Genomic DNA, 24,318 nt, shown 5'->3' on the forward strand with positions numbered 1-24,318 from the left:
CGCACGGACGCGCGCTAGCCCACGACCTCGCGCGCCATTTCCAGGTCGGCCAGCAACTCCGCCCGCGCCTTTTCCTGCGCTGCCGCGTCGGGGATCCGCAGGATATAGCTGGGGTGCCAGCTCAGCAGAACCGGACCGTCGGGCGTGTCCTCGATCTTGCCGCGGCGGCGCGTGATGCCCTCCTTGCGGCCGGTCAGCGCCAGCGCCGCGGTCCCGCCAAGACCCATGGTCAGTTTCGGGCGCACCAGCCGCAACTCCTCGGCCAGCCACCAGCGGCAGGCCTGGACCTCACCGGCATTCGGGGTCTGGTGCAGGCGACGCTTGCCGCGGGGGGTAAACTTGAAATGCTTGACCGCATTGGTCAGCCAGGTGGCGGGACGCTGCACGCCGGCCTTCGCCATCGCCTCGTCCAGCACCTGCCCGGCAGGGCCGACGAAGGGCCGGCCGGCCAGATCCTCGTGATCGCCGGGCTGCTCGCCGACGATCATCAGCGCCGCATTTGGCGCGCCCTCGCCGAACACAGCCTGGGTTGCGTGCTGGTAAAGATCGCAGCGGGTGCAAAGGCCGCAGGCCGCGCGGGCATCGTCCAGCGAGCGGATCTCGGCCGGCGCGGCCGGCATTCCCTTGCGATAGCGGGCGCTGATGGCACTGGCGCGGCCCGGCGCCTCGGTGGCCTCCGCGGCGCGCATGGCGGCAACCCGGCCCTCTGCCGCCGCGAGCATTGCCGGGATCTGGTTGGTTTCCGGCAGGTTTTTCCAGTATTTCTGCGGCATCTCGGACCTCATGGCATCAAGCTTGATCCGTGCCGGGTTGAAGATATTGGCGAAGTAGGTCGCCCACAACGCTTCGTGGGCGTCGTCCGGCAGGTCCGGCCGATCCGCGCCGGCGGCCATCCGCAGGGTCCCGTCCTCGAAAATCGCCGAGGCGTCGGGCGTGTGGATCGCCCAGTCCATGTCTGCAAAGCGGCGCGCAAAGAACGGCGCGTTCAGGCCGACGATGCGGTGATCCGGCTCGAACCAGGCGGCAAAGCGGCGGCGCGGCTGGTCGGTCGGCAATTCGCGGAACCGCACGAAGGCGCGCATCTTGTGCATGTCGCGCCGCACCGCCTTGGCGAGGACCTGCACCCGCCGCACCAACGGATCGGCAGGATCGGCGAGCAGCCCGCGCTCGGCCTGCAGCCGCAGCAGCAGGGTGTAGAGGAGGCCCGGCGCCTCCGGGTCACGATGCGCCAGCACCAGTTCGGCCAGGGACAGAAAGTCCTTGGGCACGGACAAGCCGCCGCCACCCGGTTGGGCGGCCCGCGGTGCCGGGGCCGAGGCGGCGAACAGATCGCCCTCGCCCTCGCCGCCGTGCCACGCGACGTCGGCCGCCGGCACCCCGGCGGCGGCGAGGCCACGCGCCGCCTCGCGCCACGCCGCCATAAGTCGCTCGGCTGGCAGAGCGACGCGATACATCAGATCAGGGCCAGTTGCTCGGGCGGCGGCGCGAAGCGGGCGCGCAGGTCGGCGGCGTCGGTCATCGCGCCGGGCGTCCAGCCGGGCAGGCTGACGAAGGCCCGCGCGCGTTTCATAAGCGCGCCGATCCGCACCAGATCGTCCCAGCCGAGGCTGCGGTTGCGCCGCGCGGCGATGATCCGCTCGACCGTCTTGGTGCCGAACCCCGGCACACGCAGCAGCATCTCGCGCGGGGCGAGGTTCACATCCAGCGGAAAGCTGCCGCGGTTCGCCAGCGCCCAGGCGAGCTTGGGATCGACCCCAAGGTCCAGCATCCCATCCCCGCCCGAGGCGATCTCCTCTGCCTCGAACCCGTAGAACCGCATCAGCCAGTCGGCCTGGTACAGCCGATGCTCGCGCATCAGCGGCGGCTTGATCAGGGGCAACACGGCCGAACTGTCTGGGATCGGCGAGAAAGCGGAATAATAGACCCGCTTCAAGCCATAGCCGGTGTAAAGCCGGGCCGAGGCGTCCAGTATCCGCGCGTCCGAGGCCCCGTCCGCGCCCACGATCATCTGCGTGGATTGGCCCGCGGGGGCAAAGCGCGCGGGGCGCCTGCCCTTGTGGCTGCGCTCGCGACTGGCCTCGCGCGCGACCTTGACCCTCGCCATCGCGCCCCGGATCGTCTCCGGCCGCTTTTCGGGGGCCAACTCGCGGATCGACGTGTCCTGCGGCAACTCGATGTTGATCGACAGGCGGTCGGCGAACAGCCCCGCCTCGTCAATCAACTCGGGCGAGGCGTCGGGGATAGTCTTGAGGTGGATGTAGCCCTTGAAGCCGTGATCAATGCGGAGCGTCTTTGCGATACGCACCATGTCAGCCATGGTCTGGTCCGGACTGCGGATGATGCCGGACGACAGGAACAACCCCTCGATATAGTTGCGGCGATAGAATTCCAGCGTCAGGGAGACGACCTCCTCGACGCTGAACCGCGCCCGCTCGACCTGGCTGGACACGCGATTGACGCAATACGCGCAGTCGAAGATGCAGAAGTTGGTCATCAGGATTTTCAGCAGCGAGACGCAGCGCCCGTCCGGTGTGTAGGCGTGGCAAATACCGCTGCCCTCGGTGCTGCCTAGGCCGCCGGCGCGCGAATCACGCCGCGTGGTACCGCTGCTGGCGCAGGAGGCGTCGTATTTCGCGGCATCCGACAGGATGGCAAGCTTGCGGGCGAGGTCGGGCTTCATGCGTGGTGTTCCCTCAGTGTTCTCTTTTTGTAGTCGCTCTGGACAGGATTGTCACCCGTTGTCGCCCTGTCAGCGCAAGGCTATGCCCAAAGAACGTATGAGGGGGGCGAGCGATGGTGCATTTGTGGGTCAGGGCCGAGAGCCGGGCGAACGAGGACCGGGTCGGCATCACCCCCGAGGGCGTGGCCGAACTGCTGGGCCGCGGCTTTGCCGTCACGGTCGAGGAGAGCCCGCGCCGCGTGATCCCGACCGCCGCCTATGCCCGCGCCGGTGCGACCGTTGCCTCCGAGGGAAGCTGGGTCACCGCCCCCGGTGATGCGATAATCCTCGGCCTCAAGGAATTGCCCGAGGACGGCACGCCCCTGCCACACCGGCACATCATGTTCGGTCATGCCTACAAGGGCCAGCCGGCGGGTGCGGCCCCGCTGGACCGCTTCCGCGCTGGCGGGGGGCGGCTTTATGACCTCGAATACCTGACGGGCGAGGATGGGCGGCGGCTGGCGGCATTCGGCTATTGGGCCGGTTTTGCAGGCGCAGCCGTGTCGCTGAAATGCCGCTCGGCGCAGGCCCGCGGCGGCATCTGCGGGCCCGTCGGGGTCTATGCCAGCAAGGATGCCCTGATCGCCGAGGTGCGGGCAGAGCTGGACGCGATCCTCGCCCCGCGCCCGCACGCGCTGGTGATCGGCGCGCGCGGCCGGGTGGGCAGCGGCGCGGCGGATTTCTGCACCGCCGTCGGTGTACCCGTGACCCGCTGGGACATGGCCGAGACCGCGCATGGCGGCCCCTTCCCCGAGGTTCTGCAGCACGAGGTGTTCCTGAACTGCATCCTCGCCCAGCCCGGCGCGCCCGTGTTTGTCCCGGCCGAGGCGAAAAATCCCGGCCGGCAGTTGACGGTGATCGGCGATATCGCGTGTGATCCGACCAGCGATTTTTCCCCGATCAAGGTCTATGATCGCACCACGACCTGGGCGCATCCGGCCCTGCGCGTGGCGGAGAATCCACCACTGGACGTGATGGCGATCGACAACCTTCCGTCGATGCTGCCGGCCGAAAGCAGCGCCGATTTCGCGGCGCAACTGCTGCCCGTGCTGGCGCGGCTGGACCAGATCGAGGACGGCGCCTGGGGCCGCGCGAGCGCCCTGTTCGACGAACATGCAAAGGGTGGCCGGTCATGATGGTGCATTGGGTCGGGACGGGTCTTTCGTCAGCGCCGGGCCTGCGCCGGCTGCTGGACGGGCCGCTGGCCGTGACGGTCTGGAACCGCGATCCCGAACCGGCGCGGGCCACCGTGGGCAACCGCGAAGCCGAGATTCGCACCTATACCCTGCAGGCGCTGGCTGAGGCGGTCCGACCCGGCGATATCGTGGTCTCGATGCTGCCGGCGGACATGCATGTCCCGCTGGCCGAAATGTGCATCGCCAAGGGCGCGAATTTCGTCAGCTCGTCCTATGTCTCGCCGGCGATGCGCGATCTGGACGGAGCCGCGCGGGCCGCCGGGCTGGCGTTGGTGAACGAGGTCGGCCTTGATCCCGGCATCGATCACATGATGGCGCATGATCTGGTGGCCGATTACCGCGCGATTGCTGCGCCAGGCGACACCGTCGATTTCACCTCGTATTGCGGCGGCGTTCCGGCCGAGCCGAATGATTTTCGCTACAAGTTCAGCTGGTCGCCCCTGGGGGTTCTGCGGGCACTGCGCTCGCCCTCGCTGTCGTTGAAGGACGGCCAGCAGCTGGCCGCTGCGCGGCCCTGGGACGCGATCAGCAGCTATGACGCCCCGCTGCCTGTGCCCGAGCGCTTCGAGGTCTATCCGAACCGCGATTCGCTGCCGTTCGTCGCGCAATACGGTTTTGACTCCGCTTGGCAGATCCGGAATTTCGTCCGCGGCACCATTCGCCTGGCCGGCTGGCAGGACGCCTGGACCCCGGTCTTTTGCGAGGTCGAAACCTTGCACGGCCCCGAGGGCGAGGCTCGCCTCGCCGAAATGGCCGACCAGTTCTGGCGCGAAAATGCCTATGCCGAGGGCGAGGCCGACCGCGTGATCCTGTGCGTCGGCCTGCGGGCCGAGCGCGGCGGGAAGGCGATTTATCACAAGGAATGGGTGCTGGACGCCCATGGCAATGAGGGTGGCAGCGCCATGGCGCAGCTGGTCTCGACCCCTGTCGCCCTCGCGGTCGAAGCGGTCGCCGCCGGCCGCATCCCGCCGGGCGTTCACGCCGCACCGGACGATCCGGCGCTGACGAGGGAATGGCTTGCCGAAGTGGGCCGCATCGCCCAGCATATGCAGCGCGTAGACCACCTCGTCGCAGGTTGAAGCCGGGCTTGCGCAATGCAATGCGCCGCCCCCGTGGGCAGGGAAGCGCTCGCCCGCTAAACGGGGCCCCTAGGCACGCCCCGCAGCCGCCGATAGGACCGAGGGATCGACCCCCATCTGCCGCAGGGCCATGGCCCATTTGGCATCGTCATCGGCACCGAACAGGATGGCATCGCTGCGCTCGGCAGTCAGCCAGCCATTGGCCAGCATCTCGCCCTCCAGCTGGCCCGGACCCCAGCCCGCATAGCCCAGCGCCAGCACCGCCTGGGACGGACCCGAGCCGCGTGCGAGCTCCTCGAGGATGTCGCGGGTGGTGGTCATGGCAAGGCCGGGTGCGATGGCCAGTTGCCCCTCCGGCGGCTCGGGCGCGTCCTCGTCCCGGCTGGCCGCGGCTTCGGTGTTGTGCAGCACGAAGCCCCGCCCGGGCTCGACCGGGCCGCCAAAGCGCACGGCGATCTGCTGCACGCTGGGGCCGCGGTCTATGTCTAGCTGGCCGAGCAACTCGTCGAACTGCAACTCGCGCAGCGGGCGGTTCACGACCAGGCCCATCGCGCCGTCGTCCGAATGTGCGCAGATCAGCACGACCGAGCGGTCGAACCGTGGATCGGCCATGCCCGGCATCGCAATCAGCAGCTTTCCAGTAAGGTTGTCGGTCTGGTCCATGGCCACGCTTCCCTCTCGCGAACCTCAAGAGTCGGGGTCGCGCGTCGGGATCACAACCCCGCTGGCCCCCGCTCGGGTCCGGGTGGCGCAGATGTGATTTTTCCCAAGGGGGACGGTCGCCTAAGCCCGTGCCATGCAAATCCGCCTGTTTCATGCCGCTGCCGCCGTTCTGACAGTGCTGGCCATTGCCGGCGGGGCGGCGGCCGCGCCGGGCACCGGACAGACCGGCGCGCCTACTGTCCCCGGCCTTGCCAGCGCGGCGCTGCTGCCCGGCTGGATCACGGCAGCGGGCACGCGCATGATCGCGCTGGACCTGCAGTTGCAGCCGGGGTGGAAGACCTACTGGCGCGCGCCTGGCGATGCCGGCATCCCGCCGGAGTTCGACTGGGCCGGCTCGACCAACCAAGGGGCGGTCGTGTTCCACTGGCCCGCGCCCGAAGTGATCGACAGCAACGGCACCCGGACGCTCGGCTTTCACGACCGGTTGGTCCTGCCGATCGAGGTCGCGCCGGCCGCCCCCGGAGCGCCCCCGGACCTGAAGGTCGCCATCGATTTCGGCCTCTGCCGCGAGATCTGCGTGCCCGCGCATGTCACCTTGACAGCACCCCCGCCTGGCGCCGCGCCCGATCCGGTGATCGAGGCCGCACTGGAGGCAGCGCCGCTGCGACTGTCCGGCCAGGCCGCCTGCCATGTCTCCCCGATCGCGGACGGGTTGCGGATCGACGCCGCCGTCAGGCAGGACCTCGGCCCGCAGCCCAAGGCGGCGCTGGAGCTGATGACCCCGCCCGGTGCCCCGCCGGTTTGGGTGTCCGAGGCCGAGGTCAGCGTCGACGGCCCGACCATCACCGCCGCCGCCGATTTCGTGCCGCCCTCGGGCGAACCCTTCGACCTCGACCCCTCGCAAGTGCGGCTGACCCTGATCGACGCAGACGGCCGTGCGGTCGAAGTGGATGGCTGCGCGGGCTAGCGCCGGCCCTCTACAGCCCCAGCCGGTCCGCAACCGCCAGCAGATCGGCCCATGCCTCGCGCTTGGCAACCGGATTGCGCAACAGATATGCCGGATGTGTCATCGGCAGCGCCGGGCGGCCAAAGCATTCCGTCCATGCCCCGCGCAGCCGCAGGATGCCCTCACGGCCCAACCCCGCTTGGCAGGGCGTGTTGCCCATCAGCAGCAGCACCTCGGGGTTTGCCAGCTCGACATGGCGTGCGAGGAAAGGCACCGAGGCCGCGATCTCGGCCGCATCGGGGCGGCGGTTTCCGGGCGGACGCCAGGTCAGCACGTTGGTGACATAGAATGCGCGGGCCGGGTCCTCGGCATCGCGGCTCAGGCCGATGGCGGCCAGCAACCGGTCCAGCAACTGGCCGGCGCGGCCGACGAAGGGTTTGCCCTGCGCGTCCTCGCCCTCGCCCGGGGCCTCGCCGATCACCATCACCCGCGCGGCGGGATTTCCGTCGGCAAAGCAGAAGTTCCGCGCCCCCCGCTTCAGCGAGATGCCGTCGAAGGCCTGCTGTGCGGCGGCAAGGGCGGCCAGATCGGTGGCCGCCGCCGCAAGCGCCTGCGCCGCCGCAACGACATCGGCTTCGCCTTCGCCTTCGCCCGCCATCATCAGGGCCGGGGCCGCTGGCTGCGCCTGCGGCGCGGCGGTCGGCGCAACCGGCGCGGGGACTGCCGCCTCGGCCAGCCGGTCAACGGGTGCGTCCAGCATCGCCTCGTCCCCGCCCATCTCGCACTGCCATTCCAGCAGCGCGAGCGCGAGCGCGCCATCGATCTCGTGGCCATGGAATCGGGGCAATGACATCATGGCCGCAGGCTATCCCCGGCCTGCCTCGGGGGCCAGTTGGTATCGCCCGGTTGAAGGGTCGCGCGGCATCTGCGATAGACCCCACGTGACCGTGATCGAGGGGCAGGCCATGACGTTCCGCGCGCGCCATCTGCTGGGGATCGAGCCGCTCTCCCCGCCGGAAATCGTCAGCCTTCTGGATCTGGCCGAAACCTACGTCGCCTTCAACCGGCGCACGGTGAAGCATTCCGACGCGCTGGAGGGGCTCACTCAGATCAACATGTTCTTCGAACCCTCGACCCGCACCCAGTCCAGCTTCGAGCTGGCGGGCAAGCGGCTGGGCGCGGATGTGATGAACATGGCCATGGCCCAGTCCAGCCTGACCAAGGGCGAGACACTGATCGACACGGCGCTGACGCTGAACGCCATGCGCCCGGACCTGCTGGTGGTCCGCCACCAGGATTCGGGGGCGGTGAACCTGCTCGCCTCCAAGGTCGATTGCGCCGTCATCAATGCCGGCGATGGCCGCCATGAACACCCGACCCAGGCGCTGCTGGACGCGCTGACTATCCGCCGCGCCAAGGGCCGCCTGCAGCGCCTGACCATCGCCATCTGTGGCGATATTGCCCATAGCCGCGTTGCACGCTCGAACCTGATCCTGCTCGGCAAGATGGAGAACCGGCTGCGCCTCGTCGGTCCCGCCACCCTGATGCCCGCCGGCGCGGCCGACCTCGGCTGCGAGGTCTATGAGGATATGCGCGAAGGCCTCGCAGGCGCCGACGTCGTGATGATGCTGCGCCTGCAAAAGGAACGCATGGACGGCGGCTTCATCCCCTCGGCCCGCGAATATTTCCACCGCTGGGGACTGGATGCCGAAAAGCTGGCCTGCGCCAAGCCCGACGCCATCGTCATGCACCCGGGCCCGATGAACCGGGGGGTCGAGATTGACGGCACCATCGCCGACGACATCAACCGCAGCGTCATCCAGGACCAGGTCGAGATGGGAGTGGCGGTCAGGATGGCCGCGATGGACCTGCTGGCGCGCAACCTGCGTGCCGAGCGCGGCGCGCGGGCGGCGGAGGAGAGCATCGATGTGTAGCTCTGGCCCTTTGCCCCGCACGCACCTGCGCGCGATCTGCCGCGCCCCGTTCAGGAGTCCGCGATGAACCTCCACTTCATCAACGCCCGCCTGATCGACCCCGAGGCGCAGACCGACGCCATCGGCAGCCTGGCGGTCGCCGATGGCGTGATCGTTGCGGACGCGCCCGAGGGGGCGGCCACCATCGATTGCGGCGGCAAGTGCCTCGCCCCGGGGCTGATCGACTGGGGGGTCAAGATCGGCGAGCCGGGCGAGCGGCACAAGGAATCCCTGCGCAGCGCGGCCGCGGCCGCGGTCGCGGGCGGCGTCACCACGATCATCGCCCGGCCTGACACCCTGCCCCCCATCGACAGCCCCGAGGCGCTGGAGTTTGCCACCCGGCGCGCGGCCGAAGTGTCCGCGCGCGTGCGCCACCAGGCGGCACTGACCCGCGGACGCGAGGGCGCCGAGATGGTCGAGATGGCATTCCTGTCCGATGCCGGGGCCATCGCCTTCACCGATGGCGTACGCGTCACCACGAACACCCGGCTGCTGTCGCGTGCCATGACCTATGCCCGCGGCATCGGCGCTCTGATCGTCGGCCATCCTCAGGATGCGGACCTGTCGCGCGGCGCGTCCGCGACCAGCGGCAAGTTCGCCTCGCTCTACGGGCTCGCAGCCGTCTCGACCATGGCCGAGCGCATGGGCCTCGAGCGGGACCTGGCGCTGGTAGAGTTGACCGGCGCGCGCTGGCACGCCGACCAGATCACCGCCGCCTGCGCCCTGCCCGCGATCGAGCGCGCGCGCACCGCCGGCCTCGACGTCAGCTTTGGCACCTCGATCCACCACCTGACACTGAACGAGTTCGACGTCGGCGATTATCGCACCTTCTTCCGCTTCACCCCGCCCCTGCGGTCCGAGGATGATCGCGTCGCAATGATCGAGGCCGTGGCCGATGGCCGGATCGACGTCATCGGCAGCTTTCACACCCCGCAGGACGAGGAATCCAAGCGCCTGCCCTTTGCCGCCGCCGCGCCCGGCGCCGTCGGGTTGGAGACGCTGCTGCCGGCGGCGATGCGGCTCTACCATCAGGGCGGCCTCAGCCTGCCGCAACTCTGGCGGGCGATGTCGCTGAACCCGGCCCGCCGGCTGGGACTGCCGGGCGGGCGCCTGACCGCCGGCGCGCCGGCGGATCTGGTCCTGTTCGATCCCGACGCGCCATTCATCCTCGACCGTTTCACGCTGCGCTCGAAATCCAAGAACACGCCCTTTGACGGAGCGCGGATGGAGGGGCGGGTGCTCGGCACATGGGTCGGCGGTGCGCAGGTCTATGCCCATGAGTGAGGTGCTGGTCTGGGCGCTCGCGGCCATATTTGGCTACCTGCTCGGCTCGGTGCCGTTCGGGATCGTCATTACGCGGGCCCTCGGCCTCGGTGATCTGCGTACCATCGGCTCGGGCAATATCGGCGCGACCAATGTGCTGCGTACCGGCCACAAGGGTGCCGCCTTGGCGACGTTGCTGCTGGACAGCGGCAAGGGCGCCATTGCCGTGCTGATCGCCCGCTATTTCGGTGGCGAGGTGGCGGGGATCGTCGCCGGCACCGCCGCCTTCGTCGGCCACCTGTTTCCGGTCTGGCTGGGCTTCCGGGGCGGCAAGGGGGTCGCGACCTTCCTTGGCACCCTGCTGGCGCTGCATCTGCCGCTGGGGCTGGCCGCGTGCGCCGCCTGGGCGCTGACGGCGGCGGTCAGCCGCATCAGCAGCCTGTCGGCACTGGCGGCAGCCGGCCTCTCACCGGTGATTGCGCTGATGATGGCCCGCCCGGGCATCGCACTCGCCTGCCTTGGCATGGCGGTCCTGATCGCAGTCCGGCACCGCACCAATATCGCCCGCCTCCGCGCCGGAACCGAACCGAGGATCGGCCGCAAGGGCTGATACTTGGGGGAACCTCCGCGCCATTGCCTAGGTTGCGCCCGTTAGGGGAGGACCACCAATGAAAGCCGTGCTCACCATGACCATGATCGCTGCCGCCGGCTTGCCGGCCGCCACCGCCGCCGGCGAGGCCGTGACCTATTCCGCCGAAGGGCGCGAATTCGAGGGTTATTTGGCCAAGGCCGACAATCCCAAGGGTGCCGTCGTGCTCATCCACGACTGGGACGGGTTGAACGAATACGAGAAGTCGCGCGCCGACCAGTTGGCCGCACTGGGCTACAGCACCTTTGCCGTCGACATCTATGGCAAGGGCGTTCGCCCGACCACGATGGAAGGCAACAAGGCCGAGACCGCGAAGCTGTATGGCGACCGGCCAATGATGGTGAAGCTGCTTGAGGCCAGCGTGGCCGAGGCGCAGAAGCAGGGGCTGAAGTCGGCCGTCGTGATCGGCTACTGCTTTGGCGGCGCGGCGGCGCTGGAGCTTGCAGCCGCCCAGCCCGAGGGCGTGGTGGGCTACGGCACCTTCCATGCCGGTCTGGGGCAGCTAAAGGACACCGACTTTGCCGCCGCCAAGGCACCGGTGCGGCTATGGCATGGCGGCGCTGACGCCTCGGCCCCGCTGACCGCTCTGGCGGTGGTGGGCGATAAGCTGAATGCGGCGGGAACGCCGTGGCGCGCCACGATCTATGGCGGCGCGCGCCACACCTTCACCGTCCCCGGCACCAAGGATTACGTCGAGGCTGATGACAAGGACAGCTGGGCGCAGTTCCAGGCCTTCCTTGCCGAGGTCTTCAAATGAGGATCACGCGGGCGGGCAGCCAGCCCTCGAAACCCGGGCCCAAGGAATGGTTCACCGGCAGTGTCCGGCTGGATGCGCCGATTGCCACCGAGGCGCCGGCGCGTCTTGCTGGCGCAAGCGTGACGTTCGAGCCCGGGGCGCGAACCAACTGGCACACCCATCCGCTGGGACAGACGCTGGTCATCACCGCTGGCCTCGGCCGCGCGGCACGCGAGGGCGGCCCGGTCGAGGAATTACGGCCCGGCGACATCGTCTGGTTCGCCCCGGGCGAGCGGCACTGGCACGGCGCAGCCCCGGACACGGCGATGACCCACCTCGCCTTGCAGGAAGCCGGCGAGGATGGCAGCGCTGTGACTTGGCTGGAGCCGGTCAGCGCCGCAGATTATCGGGCTTGACCGGGCCCTGAACGATGGGCGGACCGGCGCGGCGGACCGCGGCGCCCGCTTGCGGGACAAGCCCCTGCGGCGCAGGGGCGCCGCGGCCGGCACTGCCGCCGCGCGCGATAGCTTCGGCCGCCTCGGCCGTGCGCCGCGTGTTGGCGTGAATCCCCAGCGCGATATAGGCAAAGCCGAAGGTCAGGATGATGGACACCGCCCCGGCGACGACGACCGCAACGGCCGCGATCAGCGCCTGTGGCCGGTCCGAGATTGCCGTGAAGTAAGCCGTCGTCAGCACACCCAGCACTGACAGCACGACGAACAGTCCCAGCAGCCGTTCCATCCAGGTAATGAAGAAATCGCGCATCAGATCACTCGCTTTGCCTTGCCCAACGGACCGCGCCGCCGCCGGGCCGAAGGTTCAATAGGAATATTCGGCGTAGACCCGGGACAGATCGCCCTGCCATTCGCCGTGATACTTGGCCAGCAACTCGTCCGCCGGCACGCGGCCGCTCTCGACGCTGTCCTGCAACGCCTCCAGAAACCGCGTCTCGTCTGGCACCAGCCCATCCGATCCGGGGCGCGCGCGCGCCTTCAGGCCGGAATGAGCGATGTCGACGGCCTGCCGTGCGATCTCGTGGAGCGAGACGCCGTTCGCCTCGCCCTGAAGGGCATCGCGGGCGGCAGCGCGGCGCAGCCCCTCGCGCGTCTCGTGATCCCAGCCCTTGACCAGGTCCCACGCGGCATCGAGCGCCGTGCCATCATACAGCAAACCGACCCACAGCGCCGGCAGCGCGCAAAGGCGGGCCCAAGGGCCGCCATCGGCGCCACGCATCTCGATGAATTTCTTGACCCGCGCCTCGGGGAACACGGTCGTCATGTGGTCGGCCCAGTCCGACAGGGTCGGCCGCTCGCCCGGCAGTGCCGGCAGCTCGCCCTTCAGGAAGTCGCGGAAGGATTGGCCCAAGGCATTGATGTACTTGCCGTCGCGGTAGACGAAATACATCGGCACATCGAGGACATAGTCCACCCAACGCTCGTAACCGAAACCGTCCTCGAAGGCGAAGGGCAGCATGCCGGTGCGGTCCTCGTCGAGGTTCTGCCAGATATGTGCGCGCCATGACTTGTAGCCGTTCGGCTTGCCATCAAGGAACGGCGAATTGGCGAACAGCGCCGTTGCCACCGGCTGCAGGGCAAGGGCAACGCGCATCTTCTTGACCATGTCGGCTTCGCTGCCGAAGTCGAGGTTCACCTGCACAGTGCAGGTGCGATACATCATGTCGGTGCCCATGGTGCCGACGCGCTTCATGTAGTCGGTCATCAGCCGATAGCGCCCCTTGGGCATCATCGGCATCTGGTCCAGCCGCCAGATCGGCGCGGCGCCCAGGCCCATGAAGCCGGCGCCGATGGAATCGGCCACGGTCTTGACCTCGCGCAGGTGCTGATTGACCTCTTCGCAGGTGTGATGGATCGTCTCGACCGGCGCGCCGGACAGTTCGAACTGCCCCCCCGGCTCCAGGCTGATGTTGGCGCCGTCGCGGGTCAGGCCGATGATGTTGCCCTGTTCCAGCACCGGCTCGTAGCCAAAGCGCGCCTGCATCCCCTCGAGCATCGCCTTGATCGAGCGTGGGCCGTCATAGGGCAGCGGCAGCAGGTCATCGCGGGTATAGCCGAACTTTTCGTGTTCGGTACCGATGCGCCAATCCGCGGAGGGCTTTTCACCCGAGGCGATGTATTCGGCCAGTTCTTCGGGCCGTTCGATCAGGCCACCGCCCTGCTGCGGAATGGACATGGCACTAGCCTCTCGTGGTGCATGACGTGGCCAGACAGGTGGCCCGCCCATGGGGCCGAGTCAACCCGGCGGCAGGTGGGAGGTTGGCCCGGCTTGCGGCGGGAACGGCGGCTGGCCCGGGGCCCGGTCTGGGGGTGGGATGTTGGAGCGCGGCGCGGTCCAGGCGACCAGCACGGCCGGGCCGCCCTCCGCCTCGGCCCGGGCCAGGGCGGCGGCGATACGGGTCAGGTCGGCCCCCGGCAGGCCGGCAAAGGCATCTGCCAGCACCTCGGCCCCGGCGGCATCGGCAGGGATCAGCAGCGCCTCGCCGCCGCGCGTGCGCAGCCGCCAATGCGCCCTGCCATTCAGGCGCAGCACGCGAACCTCGGCGAGATCGCGAAGCGAGACCTCTCCGCCCAGCACGCGGGCCGCGAAGTAGCGAACCATTCCTTCTTCGACCTCGACCATGCCCGGCCCGTCCGCCCGCCCGCGCAGACGCAGATGGGCCAGTTCGACCGCCAGCCAGCCGCCCGCCCCGGCGAAGACCAGCGTGCCCAGCGGCCAGAACACCCAGCCGCCGCGGCTGAACACCCAGCCGCCCAGCAGCATAGCGGCCACGGCAACAAGCGCCGGGCGCCACGGCGCGAGCCGGCGGGCGAGATCGGGACGGATCAGCATGCAGCCTCCCAAGGTTGCGAACGTGTTAGCGCGGATCGCAGGTCGTTGCGAGCCGGGTGCCCGTCACGTTTGCTCAAAGCGGGCGCATCGCGAGAGAGGCTCCCGCAGAACGACCGGCGGCACGCTGAGGTGCGGCGAAGGCTTCAGGCACTCCGTTGCGCGCCCCTGACGCGGTCCACCGCTTGCTTGCCGCGCGGCCCGGCGGCGCTTATCTGCGGATGATGCGCATCCCGTTTTTGTCCCCATCGCCACCTGCCGTTGCCGTCATCCGCCTGCAGGGGCTGATCGGCGCCGGCCGACCGGGGCTGTCGGATGCCGGCGTCGCGCCCATCCTGCACCGCGCGTTTCGTCGCAAGCGGCCGGTCGCGGTAGCACTGGCCGTCAACTCACCCGGTGGATCGCCGGTCCAATCCTCGCTGATCGCCGCCCGCATCCGCCGCCTGGCGGAGGATCATTCCGTTCCGGTGCATGCCTTTGTCGAGGACATGGCGGCCTCGGGCGGATACTGGCTGGCGAGCGCGGCGGACGACATCTGGTGCGACGAAAGCTCGATCCTCGGCTCGATCGGGGTGATCTCGGCCGGGTTCGGCTTTCACGACCTGATCGCCCGCTACGGGATCGAGCGCCGCGTCCATACCGCCGGACGCTCGAAATCGCTGATGGACCCGTTCCGGCCCGAGCGCCCCGAGGACGTCGCCCGGCTGGAGACGCTGCTGCGCCCGATCCATGCCGCATTCAAGGCGCAGGTGATCGCCCGGCGGGGCAAGCGGCTAGCGGAGGGCATCGATCTGTTCACTGGCGATATCTGGGCTGGGCGCGAGGCGGTGACGCTGGGCCTTGCCGACGGGATCGGCCACATGGTCCCGCGCCTGCGCGAGCTTTACGGTCGCGACGTGCGCCTGCTGCCCTACGGCATGCGCCCGCCGCTGCTGCGGCGGCTGGGGCTGACGGCGGCCGAGGGGGTTCTGGACGCGGCCGACGAGCGCCTGGCCTTTTCAAGATTCGAGGCACGGACATGAGCATCAAGGCCGTCATCCTGTTTTTGCTGCTGATCTGCGCGCTTGGAATCATCGCCGGTCCCGGCTTTCGCCGGATCGTCGCACGCCTGCTGGGGCTGCCCGTGCGGCCCCTGCCGCCGCGCTTGCCCCGTCACCTCGACGTGCGTGCAAATCGTCCGCCGACGAAACCGCCGGGCCGCCGCCGTGACGGCTAGGGGCGCGGCCCTGGTCACCGGCGCCGGCCGGCGCCTGGGGCGGGCGATGGCCCTGACGCTTGCCGGGCGCGGCCATGACGTCGCGATCCATTACGACCGCTCGGCCGCCGCCGCCGAGGAGGTCGCGGCCGAGGCGCGGGCCCTCGGCGTGCGCGCGGTCACCCTGCAGGCCGACCTGCTTGACGCTAAGGCCACCGGCGCGCTCGTCCCGGCCGCGACCAAGGCCCTCGGTGGGCTGACGGTGCTGGTCAACAACGCCTCGATCTTCGAACACGACCGACTGCAGACCGCGACGGCCGAAAGCTGGGACCGCCATTTCGGCAGCAACCTGCGCGCGCCGTTCTTTTTGTCCCAGGCTTTCGCCGCGCAAGTCCCTCCCCCGCCGCTCGACACGGCCGGCGAGCCGCTCGCGCGCGGGTTGATCGTCAACATGGTCGATCAGCGCGTGCTGAAGCCGACGCCCGAGTTCATGACCTATGCCCTCGCCAAAGCGGGGCTGTGGTCGCTGACCCGGATGGGGGCACAGGCCCTCGCCCCGGCGGTGCGCGTCAACGCCATCGCGCCGGGCCCCACGATGCGGGCCGACCGCCAGTCGGAGGGGCATTTTGCCCGCCAGCGTGCGGCGACCATCCTGCAGCGCGGGGCGGATTCGGACGATGTGTGCGCCGCGCTCGGCTATCTGCTGGATGCCCGTGCGGTGACCGGCCAGATGATATGCGTCGATGGCGGACAGCACCTGCAATGGCGCACCGCAGACATCCTCGGCGGGAACGATCCGCTCGCCGGCTGAGGAACGCCGCGTCGAGTTGTCCACCTCGCGGCCGCCCCTACGCAAATCCTTCACAGAAATGAACGACTTATCACAGACAGTTGTCAGAATAAAAAACTTTCTTTCATAATCAGATACTTACTGATGTGCCTAAAATAGAGGCAGAGCGGCAGCCAGCCTGCGTTTGCTGGCAAAGGGGTATCCGGCCCACTGCGCACTCACAGGGTTATCCACAGGAATCGTGGACGAGATTCTCCTTGGCTTTCCAGAAGTCGTACCCCGGGATCCGTCGCCCGATTCCTCCACAGAGGCATCCCCGGTTCTGTCCTGTCGCCCTTGACGTGCGGCGGCCAAGGGACTTGATCGGCAGTAACGCAAGGGCCCGATCCGACCGATGACCGACACCCCTCCCCCCTCGCCAAGCACGACCCCGCCGGCCACTGCCGCGCCGGTCCTGCGCGGCCAGCAGCTGATCGCCGATCAGCTGAAGCGGCTCACCACGCAGCCGGGGGTCTACCGCATGCTCGATGCGCAGGGCGCGGTTCTGTATGTCGGCAAGGCGCGCAACCTGAAGGCGCGGGTGTCCAGCTATGCCCGGGGCAACGGCCACTCGCCGCGGATCGCGCGGATGATCCGCGACACCGCCTCGATGATGTTCCTGACCACACGGACCGAGACCGAGGCCCTGCTGCTCGAGCAGAACCTGATCAAGCAGCTCAAGCCACGCTACAACGTGCTGCTGCGCGACGACAAAAGCTTTCCCAATATCCTCGTGACCAAGGACCATCCGTTTCCGCAGATCAAGAAGCATCGCGGCGCGAAATCGGAGAAGGGCGATTATTACGGCCCGTTCGCCAGTGCAGGCGCGGTCAACCGCACGCTGACCCAGCTGCAACGCGTGTTCCTGCTGCGCTCCTGCACCGATGCGACCTTTGCGTCCCGCACCCGGCCCTGCCTGCTGCACCAGATCAAGCGGTGCAGCGCGCCCTGCGTCGGCCGCGTGGATGAGGCCAGCTACCGCGCCCTCGTCGCCGATGCCGAACTGTTCCTCAAGGGCAAGACGACCCGCATCCAGTCCGACCTCGCCGCCGAGATGGCGCAGGCGGCCCGCGACATGGAGTATGAGCGCGCCGCCGCGCTGCGCGACCGCATCCGTGCGCTGACCGCCGTGCAGTCGGTCCAGGCGATCAACCCCAAACGCGTGTCCGAGGCCGATGTCATCGCCCTCGCCATGGACGGCGGCCAAGCCTGCGTCCAAGTCTTCTTCATCCGGGGCAACCAGAGCTGGGGCAACCGCGACTTTTACCCGCGCACGGGCGAGGGCGCGGGCCCAGCCGAGGTGATGGAGGCGTTCCTCGGCCAGTTCTACGACGACAAGGTGCCGCCGCGCCTTATCCTGCTCAGCCAGGGAATCGAGGACATGGACCTGATGGCCGAGCTGCTGTCCCAGCGCGCCGGACGCAAGGTCGCGGTCGGCGTGCCCCAGCGCGGCGAAAAGGCTGAACTGGTCGAGAACGCGCACCGCAACGCGCGCGAAAGCCTTGCCCGGCGCATGGCCGAAAGCGCGACGCAGGCGCGGCTGCTGGCCGGTATGGCCGAGGCGTTCGACCTGCCCGCACCGCCCCGCCGCATCGAGGTCTATGACAACAGCCATATCCAAGGCAGCCACCCCGTCGGCGGAATGATCGTTGCTGGGCCCGAGGGTTTCGTCAAAAGCCAGTACCGCAAGTACAACATCAAGGGGACCGAGATCACCCCAGGCGACGACTTCGGCATGATGCGCGAGGTCCTGACCCGCCGCTTCAAGCGCCTGCTGGAGGAAGACCCCGACCGCGAGAATGGCTGCTGGCCCGATCTTCTGCTGATCGACGGCGGCGCGGGGCAGGTCTCGGCCGTGGCCGGCATCCTCGCCGACCTGGGGGTCGAGGACGTGCCGGTCCTTGGCGTTGCCAAGGGCCTCGACCGCGATCACGGCAAGGAGGAGTTCCACCGCCCCGGCCAACGCCCCTTTGCGCTGCGGATGAACGATCCGGTGCTGTATTTCACCCAGCGTCTGCGCGACGAGGCGCATCGCTGGGCCATCGGCGCCCACCGCGCGAAGCGGTCCAAGGCGATCAGCGCCACCCCGCTCGAGGAAATCGCGGGCGTCGGCGCCGCGCGCAAGCGCGCCCTGCTGGCCCATTTCGGCAGCGCCAAGGCCGTCGCCAGCGCAAGCGTGGCCGAATTGCAGGCGGTCGAGGGCATCAGCGCCGCGATGGCGCAAAAGGTGCATGACCATTTCCACACGGGCACGTGACCCGCGACGGAAAATCCGGTCGTTTCCTCGCCGTCGCCACCGCGCGCCGCCCGCGGCGCTGCGCTTGGCCCTTTCCCTTCCCCCGCCCGACCCTTAGTTTCGTCACATGCGGTGGACCCTTCCCAACACTTTGACTGTCTTGCGCCTTGTCGCCGCGCCCGCGGTGCCTTTGATGTTCCTTTATTTCACCCGTCCCTTCGCGGACTGGGCGGCACTTGCGCTGTTCGTGATCGCCGCCGCGACCGATTGGATCGACGGCCGCGTCGCCCGTGCCTGGGGGCTGGAGAGCCGCTTTGGCGCGGCAATGGACCCGATCGCCGACAAGGCCATGGTGGTGATCGCCATCGTCGTGATCACCGGTTATTCGGGCATGAACCCCTGGCTGATCCTGCCTGCCACCGTCATCCTGTTCCGCGAGGTGTTCGTCAGCGGCCTGCGCGAGTTCCTGGGAAGCAACGCCTCGACCCTGAAGGTAACCAAGCTCGCCAAGTGGAAGACCACGGCGCAGATGGTCGCGATTGCGGTGCTGTTCCTCGGCACGGGGCTTGCCTATGTCGAGCATGGCAGCCCGCCCCGCGTGGGCGAGCCGGGCCTGCCATGGTCGCTCAGCTGGGCGGACCTCGCGACGCAGGCCGGGCTGCTGATCATCTGGATCGCCGCCGCCCTGACGGCGATCACCGGCTTTGACTATTTCCGCAAGGCGATGCCTTTCCTGCGGGACCCGCGATGAGACTCGATGTCCTCTATTTCGCCTGGCTCCGCGAGCGGATCGGCCTGCCCCGCGAGGCGGTCGAGACCGAGGCCACGACCGTCCGCGAACTGGTTGCCGAGCTGGCCGCACGCGACGACTGGCATGCCGCCGCCTTTGCCGACATGACCGCGGTCCGCGCAGCGGTCGACCAGGTGCTGACCGACCTCGACGCACCGCTGGCCGGCGCGCGTGAGGTCGCGTTCTTTCCTCCGATGACCGGCGGATGAGCGCGCGGGTCCAATCGCAGCCTTTTGATCCGGCGGCAGAGCTGGCGGGATTTGGCGCGGGCGCAGGCGCGGTCGTGACCTTCACCGGCCTCGTCCGGTCCGAGGACGGCCGGCTGATTGCGCTGGAGATCGAGCACTATCCCGCCATGACCGAGCGCGCCTTGGCCGATTTCGGCGCTGCGGCCGCCGAGCGCTTCGGGCTGACCGACTGGCGCATCGTCCACCGCTACGGCCGCATCGCCGTGGGCGAGCCGATCATGATGGTCGCCACTGCCGCCCGCCACCGCCGCGCCGCGTTCGACGCAGCCGACTACCTGATGGACTGGCTGAAATCCCGCGCCCCCTTCTGGAAGCGCGAGATTACGGCGGACGGCCCCGGGGACTGGGTGGCGGCCAAGGCGGATGACGAGGATGCGCTGGGACGGTGGTAGCGCATTCGGGACGCAGCGGCCGACGCCGCGCGCCGCGTTGCAATCCATCGCCCGTCCAATCATATAGGCCCACGCAACCGACAGGGGCGCTACGATGACCTACCTCGAGTTCGAAAAGCCGCTTGCCGATATCGAAGGCAAGGCCAGCGAATTGCGCGCCCTGGCCAGCAAGGGCGAGGGTGCCGTCGACCTCGAAAAGGAGGCCGCAGCCCTTGACCGCAAGGCCGAGGAACAACTGCGCGAGCTTTATCGCAACCTCGACCCGTGGCGCAAAACCCTCGTCGCGCGCCACCCCGACCGCCCGCATTGCCGCGAATACATCGAGGCGCTGTTCACCGAATTCACCCCGCTGGCTGGCGATCGGGCCTTTGGCGACGACCATGCGGTGATGGGCGGCCTCGCCCGGTTCAACGATCGTCCGGTCGTGGTCATCGGTCACGAGAAGGGCGAGGACACCAAGTCGCGCATCTTCCGCAACTTCGGCATGGCCCGCCCCGAGGGCTACCGCAAGGCGATCCGGCTGATGGACCTGGCAGATCGTTTCGGCCTGCCGGTCATCACCCTGGTCGACACGCCCGGCGCATATCCAGGCAAGGGCGCGGAGGAGCGCGGCCAGTCCGAGGCCATCGCCCGCGCGACCCAGAAATGCCTGCAGATCGGCGTGCCGATCGTCAGCGTCATCATCGGCGAAGGTGGCTCGGGCGGGGCCGTCGCCTTTGCCACTGCCGACCGGATCCTGATGCTTGAACATTCGATCTACAGCGTGATCTCGCCCGAAGGCTGCGCGTCGATCCTGTGGAAGGACGCCGAGAAGATGCGCGAGGCCGCCGAGGCGCTGCGCCTGACCGCACAGGACCTGAAAAAGCTTGGCGTGATCGACCATATCATCACCGAGCCCTCGGGCGGTGCCCAGAGGCACAAGGACGAGTCCATCGCTTTGGTCGGCGAGGAAATTGCCGCCATGCTGGCCGAACTGGACGGCCTCGATCGTGCCAGGCTTATTCAGGGCCGGCGCGAGAAGTTCCTGAACATGGGCGCGCGGGGCCTCGGCGCATGAATCCCTGGGTCCTCCTGATCCTTGCCGGCATGCTAGAAGTCGTCTGGGCCATGGGCCTCAAGATGTCCGACGGCTTCAGTCGGATGGGCTGGACCGCGATCACGGCCATTGCCGCGATTGCCAGTTTCTGGCTGCTCGCCCTCGCCATGAAAGAACTCCCGGCGGGCACCGCCTATGCGGTCTGGACGGGCATCGGTGCGGTCGGCGTCGCACTGCTGGGCATCACGGCGCTGGGCGAGGCGGCAACGCCACTGCGCCTTGCCGGCATCGCCCTGATCATCAGCGGGATCGCCGCGCTGAAGCTGGGCTGACTTTCGGCGAACACCGCACGCGCTGCCAGAGCGGCCAGCGCCGCTCCTGTGGCAGCTTTGCACCGACGCGCAGATTGCACGCGAAAAATATGTTGCGCCGCGCAAGTGCCCGCGCGTAACGATACCCACGCCACCAGCAACTGAAGGAGGGCGAAGATGACTGTGAACAACACCGCTAATCGCGCCTTCCGTCGGGATCATTCCTCGCGATTCCAGGCAGGATTTCGCGACTGACGTGATGCCGGCCTGCGGGCCCGTATTACTGATCCTGGACCGGTGCTGATTGCCGCGAGCACGCGCAATCACCCCCATTGTTCATTGCTGAAGGACCGGTGCGGACGCGATCCGTGGCCGGCGGGTTACAACCATGATTGCCAGAATCGAGACAGGCCCCGGCCTGCCGCGCGACGAGCTTGATCGTCTGATTGCCCAATACGGCCCGGCGCGGATTGCCGGCATGCTGCTCGTCGCGCTTGTCTATCGCCGGCGCTTCCGAGTGCGCGTGGTGGGGCCAACCGATCTCAGCCCGTATCTGCAGCGCGACATCGGCCTGCCGCCTTCGCCTGCGCGCGGGCGCAACGACCATCTGCGGTTCCTCTAGCGGTGTCCGCCGCCGGCAATGCGCCGGCGGCTGGCACTGGGCGGGGCGGGAGACTGGCGGGTGATGCTACGCTTGGGTCGGAGTGGCCGGCGGCGGCACAAAACCGGCCTCGGCCATCAGTGCATCCGAGGCGGGTTCGATCACCTGCTGCAGGGCGGTGATGATTTCGGGCGGGGACAGGCCGGGTGGAAGCTGCGGCAGGAACTCGATCACGGCGCGGCCCGAACGGATCGGGATGCCCTTCCTTGGCCAAAACAGTCCGACGTTCACCGCGACCGGATGGACCGGCAGGTCGGTCGCCTCGGCGATGGTGGCAACGCCGTGCTTGTAGCGCCGCCGCTCGCCCGGGCGGGTGCGGGTACCTTCGGGATAGATGATCAGCTGGCCCAGCCCGTCGTCGCTTGCCATCGCTTTCCGGACCGCGGCGATGATCTGGCCCATCGCACTGGCGCCGCTGGCCCGGTCGATGGGGATCGAGCCGACAGCCTTGGCATAGGCGCCCATGATCGGCACCCGCATCACCTCGCGCTTCATGATGAAGGCGCGGCGCGGCAGGACATGGGCGAGAACGAGAATGTCCCAGAAGCTCTGGTGTTTCGAGGCGATTATGCAATCGCCCCGCGGGGGTGTGCCGCGCACCTCGCAGGTCAGGCCCAGGTGCCAGCGGGCGCAACGGATCAGATAACCGACCCAGATGGTGGCGACGCGCTGCGCCCGGTGGCGGTCGATCAGCACCTGCGGCAGGCCCCAGAGGCCGATCAGGATCGTCGCAAACGCGATATGCAGATAGAACAGGATCGCCCGCGGCCAGGCCAGTGGCCCGAGCGGGCCGGGACGATATTGCTCCCTGGCTCTCATGCCGCCTCGGCCAGGCGCCGGATGGCGGCGCGGCGGGTGGCGACAAAGCCGATCAATGCCGCAAGCACCGGGATCAGCAGCGGCCACAGCCAGCCCCATCCGGTAAAGCCGAGCCCGGTCAGAAAGCTGCCCGCCACATCCATGCGCGGCAGCGCGGCGATCGCCAGAACCCCGGCCAGCGTGCCGCCTGCAGCGCCCAGGGCCGCGCGCCTGGTAAAGCGGCGGACGAAGGCATTGGCGATGGTGATGTCCTTGGCCCCGATCAGCCGCAGCACGCGGATCACCTGGCCATTGGCCGCCAGCGAGGCCTGGGCTGCCAGGGTGATCATGCCCGCGGCCGTCGCCCCGATCAGCAGCAGCGACAGCCAGCCCAGCAGGCGCAACCGATGAGCGGCGTTGACCAGCGGCCGGCGCCAGTCGGTGTGATCGTCCAGCACGGCGTCGGGCGCCTCGCCCTCCAGCCGCAACTCGAGCCCGTCGATGTCGGGGCCGCGGCCGATGATCGGAACCTCGACCAGGCGGGGGATCGGCAGCGCGTCGACCGGCATGTCCGGGCCGAACCACGGCTGCAGCAGGGCCTGCATCTCGTCATCGGTCAGCGCCTTGGCCTCGCCGAGGCCGGGGGTGGTGCGCAGGATCTCCATGAGGGTGCGGGTCTGCTCGTCCAGCTTGTCCGCCTGTGCGCTGATGCGGATGGTCAGGGACTGCGCCAGCCCCTCGGACCAGCGTTCCGCGAGGCGGCCGGTCGCGAGGGCCAGGGCCAGTGCGAACACCGCCAGGAACGCCATCGAGGCGGCGGTCGCAACCACCAGCCCGGCCGTCGCGCCGGTTGGCGGCACCACCCGGCCGGAAGCACCTGCATCGCGTCCCAGAAGCCCGCCCAAGACCTCGCGCGGGCGGAGCGAGCCAAGGCGCGGCGCCTGACCCATGGTCTTGCGCGCCAGTCCGGCCGCGCGGTCCGCCAGCCGGGTCAAAGGTCCGCCCCCGCCAGCTGGACGCGGCCGCCGCTGATGCGCAGAACCCGCGCCTGGACCTGCGGCTTGATCGCACGGATCAGGTTCAGGTCATGGGTCGCGACCAGTACCGTCTTGCCCGAGCGGTTCAGTTCGACCAGCAATTCCAGCAGTCGCATCGACATCTCCTCGTCGAGGTTGCCGGTCGGCTCGTCCGCCAGCACCAGATCGGGCGACAGGATCACCGCGCGGGCCAGCGCGGCGCGCTGCCGCTCGCCGCCCGACAGGGAAGGCGGCAGGGCGCGGGCGTGGGCTGTCAGCCCGACCCAGGCCAGCAGCCCCCGCAGCGCCGGCATGTCGATCGGCCGGTCGCTGACCGTCAGGGGCAGGGCGACATTTTCGACCAGCGGCAGGTGATCGAGGAACTGCGTGTCCTGGTGCAGAACGCCGATCCGGCGGCGAAGCAGGGCGATGCCGTCGCGCGACAGCTCGGCCATGTCGCGACCGAAGGCACCGATGCGACCGCCGCTCGGCGTCAATTCGCCGGTGCACAACCGCAGGAAAGTGGTCTTGCCGGCGCCAGAGGGGCCGGTCAGAAAATGAAACGACCCCGGCTGCAACACCAGCGACACATGGGACAGCAACTGGTCCCCGCCGCGGTAGCCAAAGCCCACGTCCTGCATCTCGATCACGTTCGCGACGCCTCTTGCGTTGAGTGCCCGTTACGGCCCCGCATGCGTCTCGCGTCTTTCAAGCGGGGTCGGCCGTTGATAGAACGTC

General features: G+C 68.8%; 28 protein-coding genes. 18 read left to right on the top strand and 10 right to left on the bottom strand.

Annotation, left to right across the window (positions count from 1 at the left end):
- Positions 1 to 14: 14 nt before the first annotated feature.
- Both DRW48_RS02840 and DRW48_RS02845 read right to left on the bottom strand, forming a co-directional pair.
- Positions 15 to 1,454, bottom strand: a complete 1,440-nt coding sequence (locus DRW48_RS02840) for a UdgX family uracil-DNA binding protein (RefSeq protein WP_162784662.1) — start codon at positions 1,452 to 1,454, stop codon at positions 15 to 17.
- Positions 1,454 to 2,680, bottom strand: a complete 1,227-nt coding sequence (locus DRW48_RS02845) for a putative DNA modification/repair radical SAM protein (RefSeq protein WP_114075087.1) — start codon at positions 2,678 to 2,680, stop codon at positions 1,454 to 1,456. The genes DRW48_RS02840 and DRW48_RS02845 overlap by 1 nt, the downstream gene beginning before the upstream one ends.
- Positions 2,681 to 2,793: 113 nt before the next feature.
- Here DRW48_RS02845 and DRW48_RS02850 point away from each other — a divergent pair, with 113 nt between their 5' ends.
- Complete coding sequence (locus tag DRW48_RS02850) at positions 2,794 to 3,855, top strand: saccharopine dehydrogenase (RefSeq protein WP_114075088.1); 1,062 nt, start codon at positions 2,794 to 2,796, stop codon at positions 3,853 to 3,855.
- Positions 3,852 to 4,994, top strand: coding sequence for a saccharopine dehydrogenase family protein (locus DRW48_RS02855; protein ID WP_114075089.1), 1,143 nt, complete (start codon positions 3,852 to 3,854; stop codon positions 4,992 to 4,994). The genes DRW48_RS02850 and DRW48_RS02855 overlap by 4 nt, the downstream gene beginning before the upstream one ends.
- 69 nt (positions 4,995 to 5,063) lie before the next feature.
- Here DRW48_RS02855 and DRW48_RS02860 read toward each other — a convergent pair whose 3' ends face one another.
- Entirely contained in the window at positions 5,064 to 5,657 is a 594-nt protein-coding gene (locus DRW48_RS02860; RefSeq protein WP_114075090.1) for a YqgE/AlgH family protein, read from the bottom strand.
- A gap of 133 nt (positions 5,658 to 5,790) precedes the next feature.
- On the opposite strand from DRW48_RS02860, the gene DRW48_RS02865 reads away from it, so the two are divergent.
- Positions 5,791 to 6,624 (top strand): protein-disulfide reductase DsbD domain-containing protein, encoded by an 834-nt coding sequence (locus tag DRW48_RS02865; protein WP_114075091.1) that lies wholly within the window; start codon positions 5,791 to 5,793, stop codon positions 6,622 to 6,624.
- 10 nt (positions 6,625 to 6,634) lie between these two features.
- Here DRW48_RS02865 and DRW48_RS02870 read toward each other — a convergent pair whose 3' ends face one another.
- Positions 6,635 to 7,459 (bottom strand): uracil-DNA glycosylase, encoded by an 825-nt coding sequence (locus DRW48_RS02870; protein ID WP_114075092.1) that lies wholly within the window; start codon positions 7,457 to 7,459, stop codon positions 6,635 to 6,637.
- A 109-nt stretch (positions 7,460 to 7,568) separates the two neighbouring features.
- Between DRW48_RS02870 and DRW48_RS02875 the strand changes: the two genes are divergently transcribed.
- The 5 genes from DRW48_RS02875 to DRW48_RS02895 all read left to right on the top strand — a co-directional run bounded on the left by DRW48_RS02875 (position 7,569) and on the right by DRW48_RS02895 (position 11,640).
- A complete protein-coding gene (locus DRW48_RS02875) occupies positions 7,569 to 8,537 on the top strand; it encodes an aspartate carbamoyltransferase catalytic subunit (RefSeq protein ID WP_114077322.1) in 969 nt (322 codons plus the stop codon).
- Positions 8,538 to 8,600: 63 nt separating this feature from the next.
- On the top strand, positions 8,601 to 9,860 hold the full coding sequence (gene pyrC / locus DRW48_RS02880) for a dihydroorotase (RefSeq protein ID WP_114075093.1): 1,260 nt from the start codon (positions 8,601 to 8,603) through the stop codon (positions 9,858 to 9,860).
- Positions 9,847 to 10,449, top strand: a complete 603-nt coding sequence (gene plsY / locus DRW48_RS02885) for a glycerol-3-phosphate 1-O-acyltransferase PlsY (RefSeq protein ID WP_114075094.1) — start codon at positions 9,847 to 9,849, stop codon at positions 10,447 to 10,449. The genes pyrC and plsY overlap by 14 nt, the downstream gene beginning before the upstream one ends.
- Before the next feature lie 58 nt (positions 10,450 to 10,507).
- Complete coding sequence (locus tag DRW48_RS02890; RefSeq protein WP_114075095.1) at positions 10,508 to 11,245, top strand: dienelactone hydrolase family protein; 738 nt, start codon at positions 10,508 to 10,510, stop codon at positions 11,243 to 11,245.
- Positions 11,242 to 11,640, top strand: coding sequence for a (R)-mandelonitrile lyase (locus tag DRW48_RS02895; RefSeq protein WP_114075096.1), 399 nt, complete (start codon positions 11,242 to 11,244; stop codon positions 11,638 to 11,640). The genes DRW48_RS02890 and DRW48_RS02895 overlap by 4 nt, the downstream gene beginning before the upstream one ends.
- On the opposite strand, the gene DRW48_RS02900 is transcribed toward DRW48_RS02895, so the two are convergent.
- From DRW48_RS02900 to DRW48_RS02910, 3 genes are read right to left on the bottom strand one after another with little or no spacing between them, the layout of a single operon-like run.
- Complete coding sequence (locus tag DRW48_RS02900) at positions 11,615 to 11,989, bottom strand: hypothetical protein (protein WP_114075097.1); 375 nt, start codon at positions 11,987 to 11,989, stop codon at positions 11,615 to 11,617. The two genes, DRW48_RS02895 and DRW48_RS02900, sit on opposite strands and share 26 nt — an antisense overlap.
- Before the next feature lie 54 nt (positions 11,990 to 12,043).
- A complete protein-coding gene (locus DRW48_RS02905) occupies positions 12,044 to 13,414 on the bottom strand; it encodes a glutamate--cysteine ligase (protein ID WP_114075098.1) in 1,371 nt (456 codons plus the stop codon).
- Positions 13,415 to 13,474: 60 nt separating this feature from the next.
- On the bottom strand, positions 13,475 to 14,071 hold the full coding sequence (locus DRW48_RS02910; RefSeq protein WP_114075099.1) for a hypothetical protein: 597 nt from the start codon (positions 14,069 to 14,071) through the stop codon (positions 13,475 to 13,477).
- Between the two features lie 221 nt (positions 14,072 to 14,292).
- On the opposite strand from DRW48_RS02910, the gene DRW48_RS02915 reads away from it, so the two are divergent.
- The 10 genes from DRW48_RS02915 (at position 14,293) to DRW48_RS02960 (ending at position 21,727) form a co-directional block, all read left to right on the top strand.
- On the top strand, positions 14,293 to 15,090 hold the full coding sequence (locus tag DRW48_RS02915) for a S49 family peptidase (protein WP_114077323.1): 798 nt from the start codon (positions 14,293 to 14,295) through the stop codon (positions 15,088 to 15,090).
- A complete protein-coding gene (locus DRW48_RS02920; RefSeq protein ID WP_114075100.1) occupies positions 15,087 to 15,284 on the top strand; it encodes a hypothetical protein in 198 nt (65 codons plus the stop codon). The genes DRW48_RS02915 and DRW48_RS02920 overlap by 4 nt, the downstream gene beginning before the upstream one ends.
- A gap of 10 nt (positions 15,285 to 15,294) precedes the next feature.
- Entirely contained in the window at positions 15,295 to 16,074 is a 780-nt protein-coding gene (locus DRW48_RS02925) for an SDR family oxidoreductase (protein WP_422385758.1), read from the top strand.
- Positions 16,075 to 16,573: 499 nt separating this feature from the next.
- Positions 16,574 to 18,349: an excinuclease ABC subunit UvrC gene (gene uvrC, locus DRW48_RS02930; RefSeq protein WP_241963430.1), complete on the top strand. Its 1,776-nt coding sequence runs from the start codon at positions 16,574 to 16,576 to the stop codon at positions 18,347 to 18,349.
- 106 nt (positions 18,350 to 18,455) lie between these two features.
- On the top strand, positions 18,456 to 19,079 hold the full coding sequence (gene pgsA, locus DRW48_RS02935) for a CDP-diacylglycerol--glycerol-3-phosphate 3-phosphatidyltransferase (protein WP_114075103.1): 624 nt from the start codon (positions 18,456 to 18,458) through the stop codon (positions 19,077 to 19,079).
- Positions 19,076 to 19,327, top strand: a complete 252-nt coding sequence (moaD, locus tag DRW48_RS02940; RefSeq protein ID WP_114075104.1) for a molybdopterin converting factor subunit 1 — start codon at positions 19,076 to 19,078, stop codon at positions 19,325 to 19,327. The genes pgsA and moaD overlap by 4 nt, the downstream gene beginning before the upstream one ends.
- On the top strand, positions 19,324 to 19,758 hold the full coding sequence (locus DRW48_RS02945; RefSeq protein WP_114075105.1) for a molybdenum cofactor biosynthesis protein MoaE: 435 nt from the start codon (positions 19,324 to 19,326) through the stop codon (positions 19,756 to 19,758). Before moaD ends, DRW48_RS02945 begins: the two co-directional genes overlap by 4 nt.
- A 94-nt stretch (positions 19,759 to 19,852) precedes the next feature.
- Positions 19,853 to 20,815 (top strand): acetyl-CoA carboxylase carboxyltransferase subunit alpha, encoded by a 963-nt coding sequence (locus tag DRW48_RS02950; protein WP_114075106.1) that lies wholly within the window; start codon positions 19,853 to 19,855, stop codon positions 20,813 to 20,815.
- On the top strand, positions 20,812 to 21,126 hold the full coding sequence (locus tag DRW48_RS02955; protein ID WP_114075107.1) for a DMT family transporter: 315 nt from the start codon (positions 20,812 to 20,814) through the stop codon (positions 21,124 to 21,126). The genes DRW48_RS02950 and DRW48_RS02955 overlap by 4 nt, the downstream gene beginning before the upstream one ends.
- 367 nt (positions 21,127 to 21,493) lie before the next feature.
- Positions 21,494 to 21,727: a hypothetical protein gene (locus tag DRW48_RS02960; RefSeq protein ID WP_114075108.1), complete on the top strand. Its 234-nt coding sequence runs from the start codon at positions 21,494 to 21,496 to the stop codon at positions 21,725 to 21,727.
- A gap of 66 nt (positions 21,728 to 21,793) precedes the next feature.
- Here the strand turns inward: DRW48_RS02960 and DRW48_RS02965 are convergent, their stop codons facing one another.
- Genes DRW48_RS02965 through DRW48_RS02975 form a run of 3 tightly spaced genes read right to left on the bottom strand, consistent with a single transcriptional unit; the run spans position 21,794 to position 24,230 of the window.
- Positions 21,794 to 22,585 (bottom strand): lysophospholipid acyltransferase family protein, encoded by a 792-nt coding sequence (locus DRW48_RS02965; protein ID WP_114075109.1) that lies wholly within the window; start codon positions 22,583 to 22,585, stop codon positions 21,794 to 21,796.
- Positions 22,582 to 23,514 carry a cell division protein FtsX gene (locus DRW48_RS02970; protein ID WP_422385759.1) on the bottom strand — a complete coding sequence of 311 codons (933 nt, stop codon included), beginning with the start codon at positions 23,512 to 23,514 and terminating at the stop codon, positions 22,582 to 22,584. The genes DRW48_RS02965 and DRW48_RS02970 overlap by 4 nt, the downstream gene beginning before the upstream one ends.
- 41 nt (positions 23,515 to 23,555) lie before the next feature.
- A complete protein-coding gene (locus DRW48_RS02975) occupies positions 23,556 to 24,230 on the bottom strand; it encodes a cell division ATP-binding protein FtsE (protein WP_114075110.1) in 675 nt (224 codons plus the stop codon).
- Positions 24,231 to 24,318 lie beyond the last annotated feature (88 nt).

The sequence above is a fragment of the Paracoccus suum genome (assembly GCF_003324675.1).
GTDB lineage: Bacteria > Pseudomonadota > Alphaproteobacteria > Rhodobacterales > Rhodobacteraceae > Paracoccus > Paracoccus suum.

Bases quoted from the DNA above. Each gene is read 5' to 3' on its own strand.
- DRW48_RS02840 (WP_162784662.1), bottom strand. From the start codon at position 1,454: ATGTATCGCGTCGCTCTGCCAGCCGAGCGACTTATGGCGGCGTGGCGC.
- DRW48_RS02845 (WP_114075087.1), bottom strand. From the start codon at position 2,680: ATGAAGCCCGACCTCGCCCGCAAGCTTGCCATCCTGTCGGATGCCGCG.
- DRW48_RS02850 (WP_114075088.1), top strand. From the start codon at position 2,794: ATGGTGCATTTGTGGGTCAGGGCCGAGAGCCGGGCGAACGAGGACCGG.
- DRW48_RS02855 (WP_114075089.1), top strand. From the start codon at position 3,852: ATGATGGTGCATTGGGTCGGGACGGGTCTTTCGTCAGCGCCGGGCCTG.
- DRW48_RS02860 (WP_114075090.1), bottom strand. From the start codon at position 5,657: ATGGACCAGACCGACAACCTTACTGGAAAGCTGCTGATTGCGATGCCG.
- DRW48_RS02865 (WP_114075091.1), top strand. From the start codon at position 5,791: ATGCAAATCCGCCTGTTTCATGCCGCTGCCGCCGTTCTGACAGTGCTG.
- DRW48_RS02870 (WP_114075092.1), bottom strand. From the start codon at position 7,459: ATGATGTCATTGCCCCGATTCCATGGCCACGAGATCGATGGCGCGCTC.
- DRW48_RS02875 (WP_114077322.1), top strand. From the start codon at position 7,569: ATGACGTTCCGCGCGCGCCATCTGCTGGGGATCGAGCCGCTCTCCCCG.
- pyrC (WP_114075093.1), top strand. From the start codon at position 8,601: ATGAACCTCCACTTCATCAACGCCCGCCTGATCGACCCCGAGGCGCAG.
- plsY (WP_114075094.1), top strand. From the start codon at position 9,847: ATGCCCATGAGTGAGGTGCTGGTCTGGGCGCTCGCGGCCATATTTGGC.
- DRW48_RS02890 (WP_114075095.1), top strand. From the start codon at position 10,508: ATGAAAGCCGTGCTCACCATGACCATGATCGCTGCCGCCGGCTTGCCG.
- DRW48_RS02895 (WP_114075096.1), top strand. From the start codon at position 11,242: ATGAGGATCACGCGGGCGGGCAGCCAGCCCTCGAAACCCGGGCCCAAG.
- DRW48_RS02900 (WP_114075097.1), bottom strand. From the start codon at position 11,989: ATGCGCGATTTCTTCATTACCTGGATGGAACGGCTGCTGGGACTGTTC.
- DRW48_RS02905 (WP_114075098.1), bottom strand. From the start codon at position 13,414: ATGTCCATTCCGCAGCAGGGCGGTGGCCTGATCGAACGGCCCGAAGAA.
- DRW48_RS02910 (WP_114075099.1), bottom strand. From the start codon at position 14,071: ATGCTGATCCGTCCCGATCTCGCCCGCCGGCTCGCGCCGTGGCGCCCG.
- DRW48_RS02915 (WP_114077323.1), top strand. From the start codon at position 14,293: ATGCGCATCCCGTTTTTGTCCCCATCGCCACCTGCCGTTGCCGTCATC.
- DRW48_RS02920 (WP_114075100.1), top strand. From the start codon at position 15,087: ATGAGCATCAAGGCCGTCATCCTGTTTTTGCTGCTGATCTGCGCGCTT.
- uvrC (WP_241963430.1), top strand. From the start codon at position 16,574: ATGCTCGATGCGCAGGGCGCGGTTCTGTATGTCGGCAAGGCGCGCAAC.
- pgsA (WP_114075103.1), top strand. From the start codon at position 18,456: ATGCGGTGGACCCTTCCCAACACTTTGACTGTCTTGCGCCTTGTCGCC.
- moaD (WP_114075104.1), top strand. From the start codon at position 19,076: ATGAGACTCGATGTCCTCTATTTCGCCTGGCTCCGCGAGCGGATCGGC.
- DRW48_RS02945 (WP_114075105.1), top strand. From the start codon at position 19,324: ATGAGCGCGCGGGTCCAATCGCAGCCTTTTGATCCGGCGGCAGAGCTG.
- DRW48_RS02950 (WP_114075106.1), top strand. From the start codon at position 19,853: ATGACCTACCTCGAGTTCGAAAAGCCGCTTGCCGATATCGAAGGCAAG.
- DRW48_RS02955 (WP_114075107.1), top strand. From the start codon at position 20,812: ATGAATCCCTGGGTCCTCCTGATCCTTGCCGGCATGCTAGAAGTCGTC.
- DRW48_RS02960 (WP_114075108.1), top strand. From the start codon at position 21,494: ATGATTGCCAGAATCGAGACAGGCCCCGGCCTGCCGCGCGACGAGCTT.
- DRW48_RS02965 (WP_114075109.1), bottom strand. From the start codon at position 22,585: ATGAGAGCCAGGGAGCAATATCGTCCCGGCCCGCTCGGGCCACTGGCC.
- DRW48_RS02970 (WP_422385759.1), bottom strand. From the start codon at position 23,514: ATGGGTCAGGCGCCGCGCCTTGGCTCGCTCCGCCCGCGCGAGGTCTTG.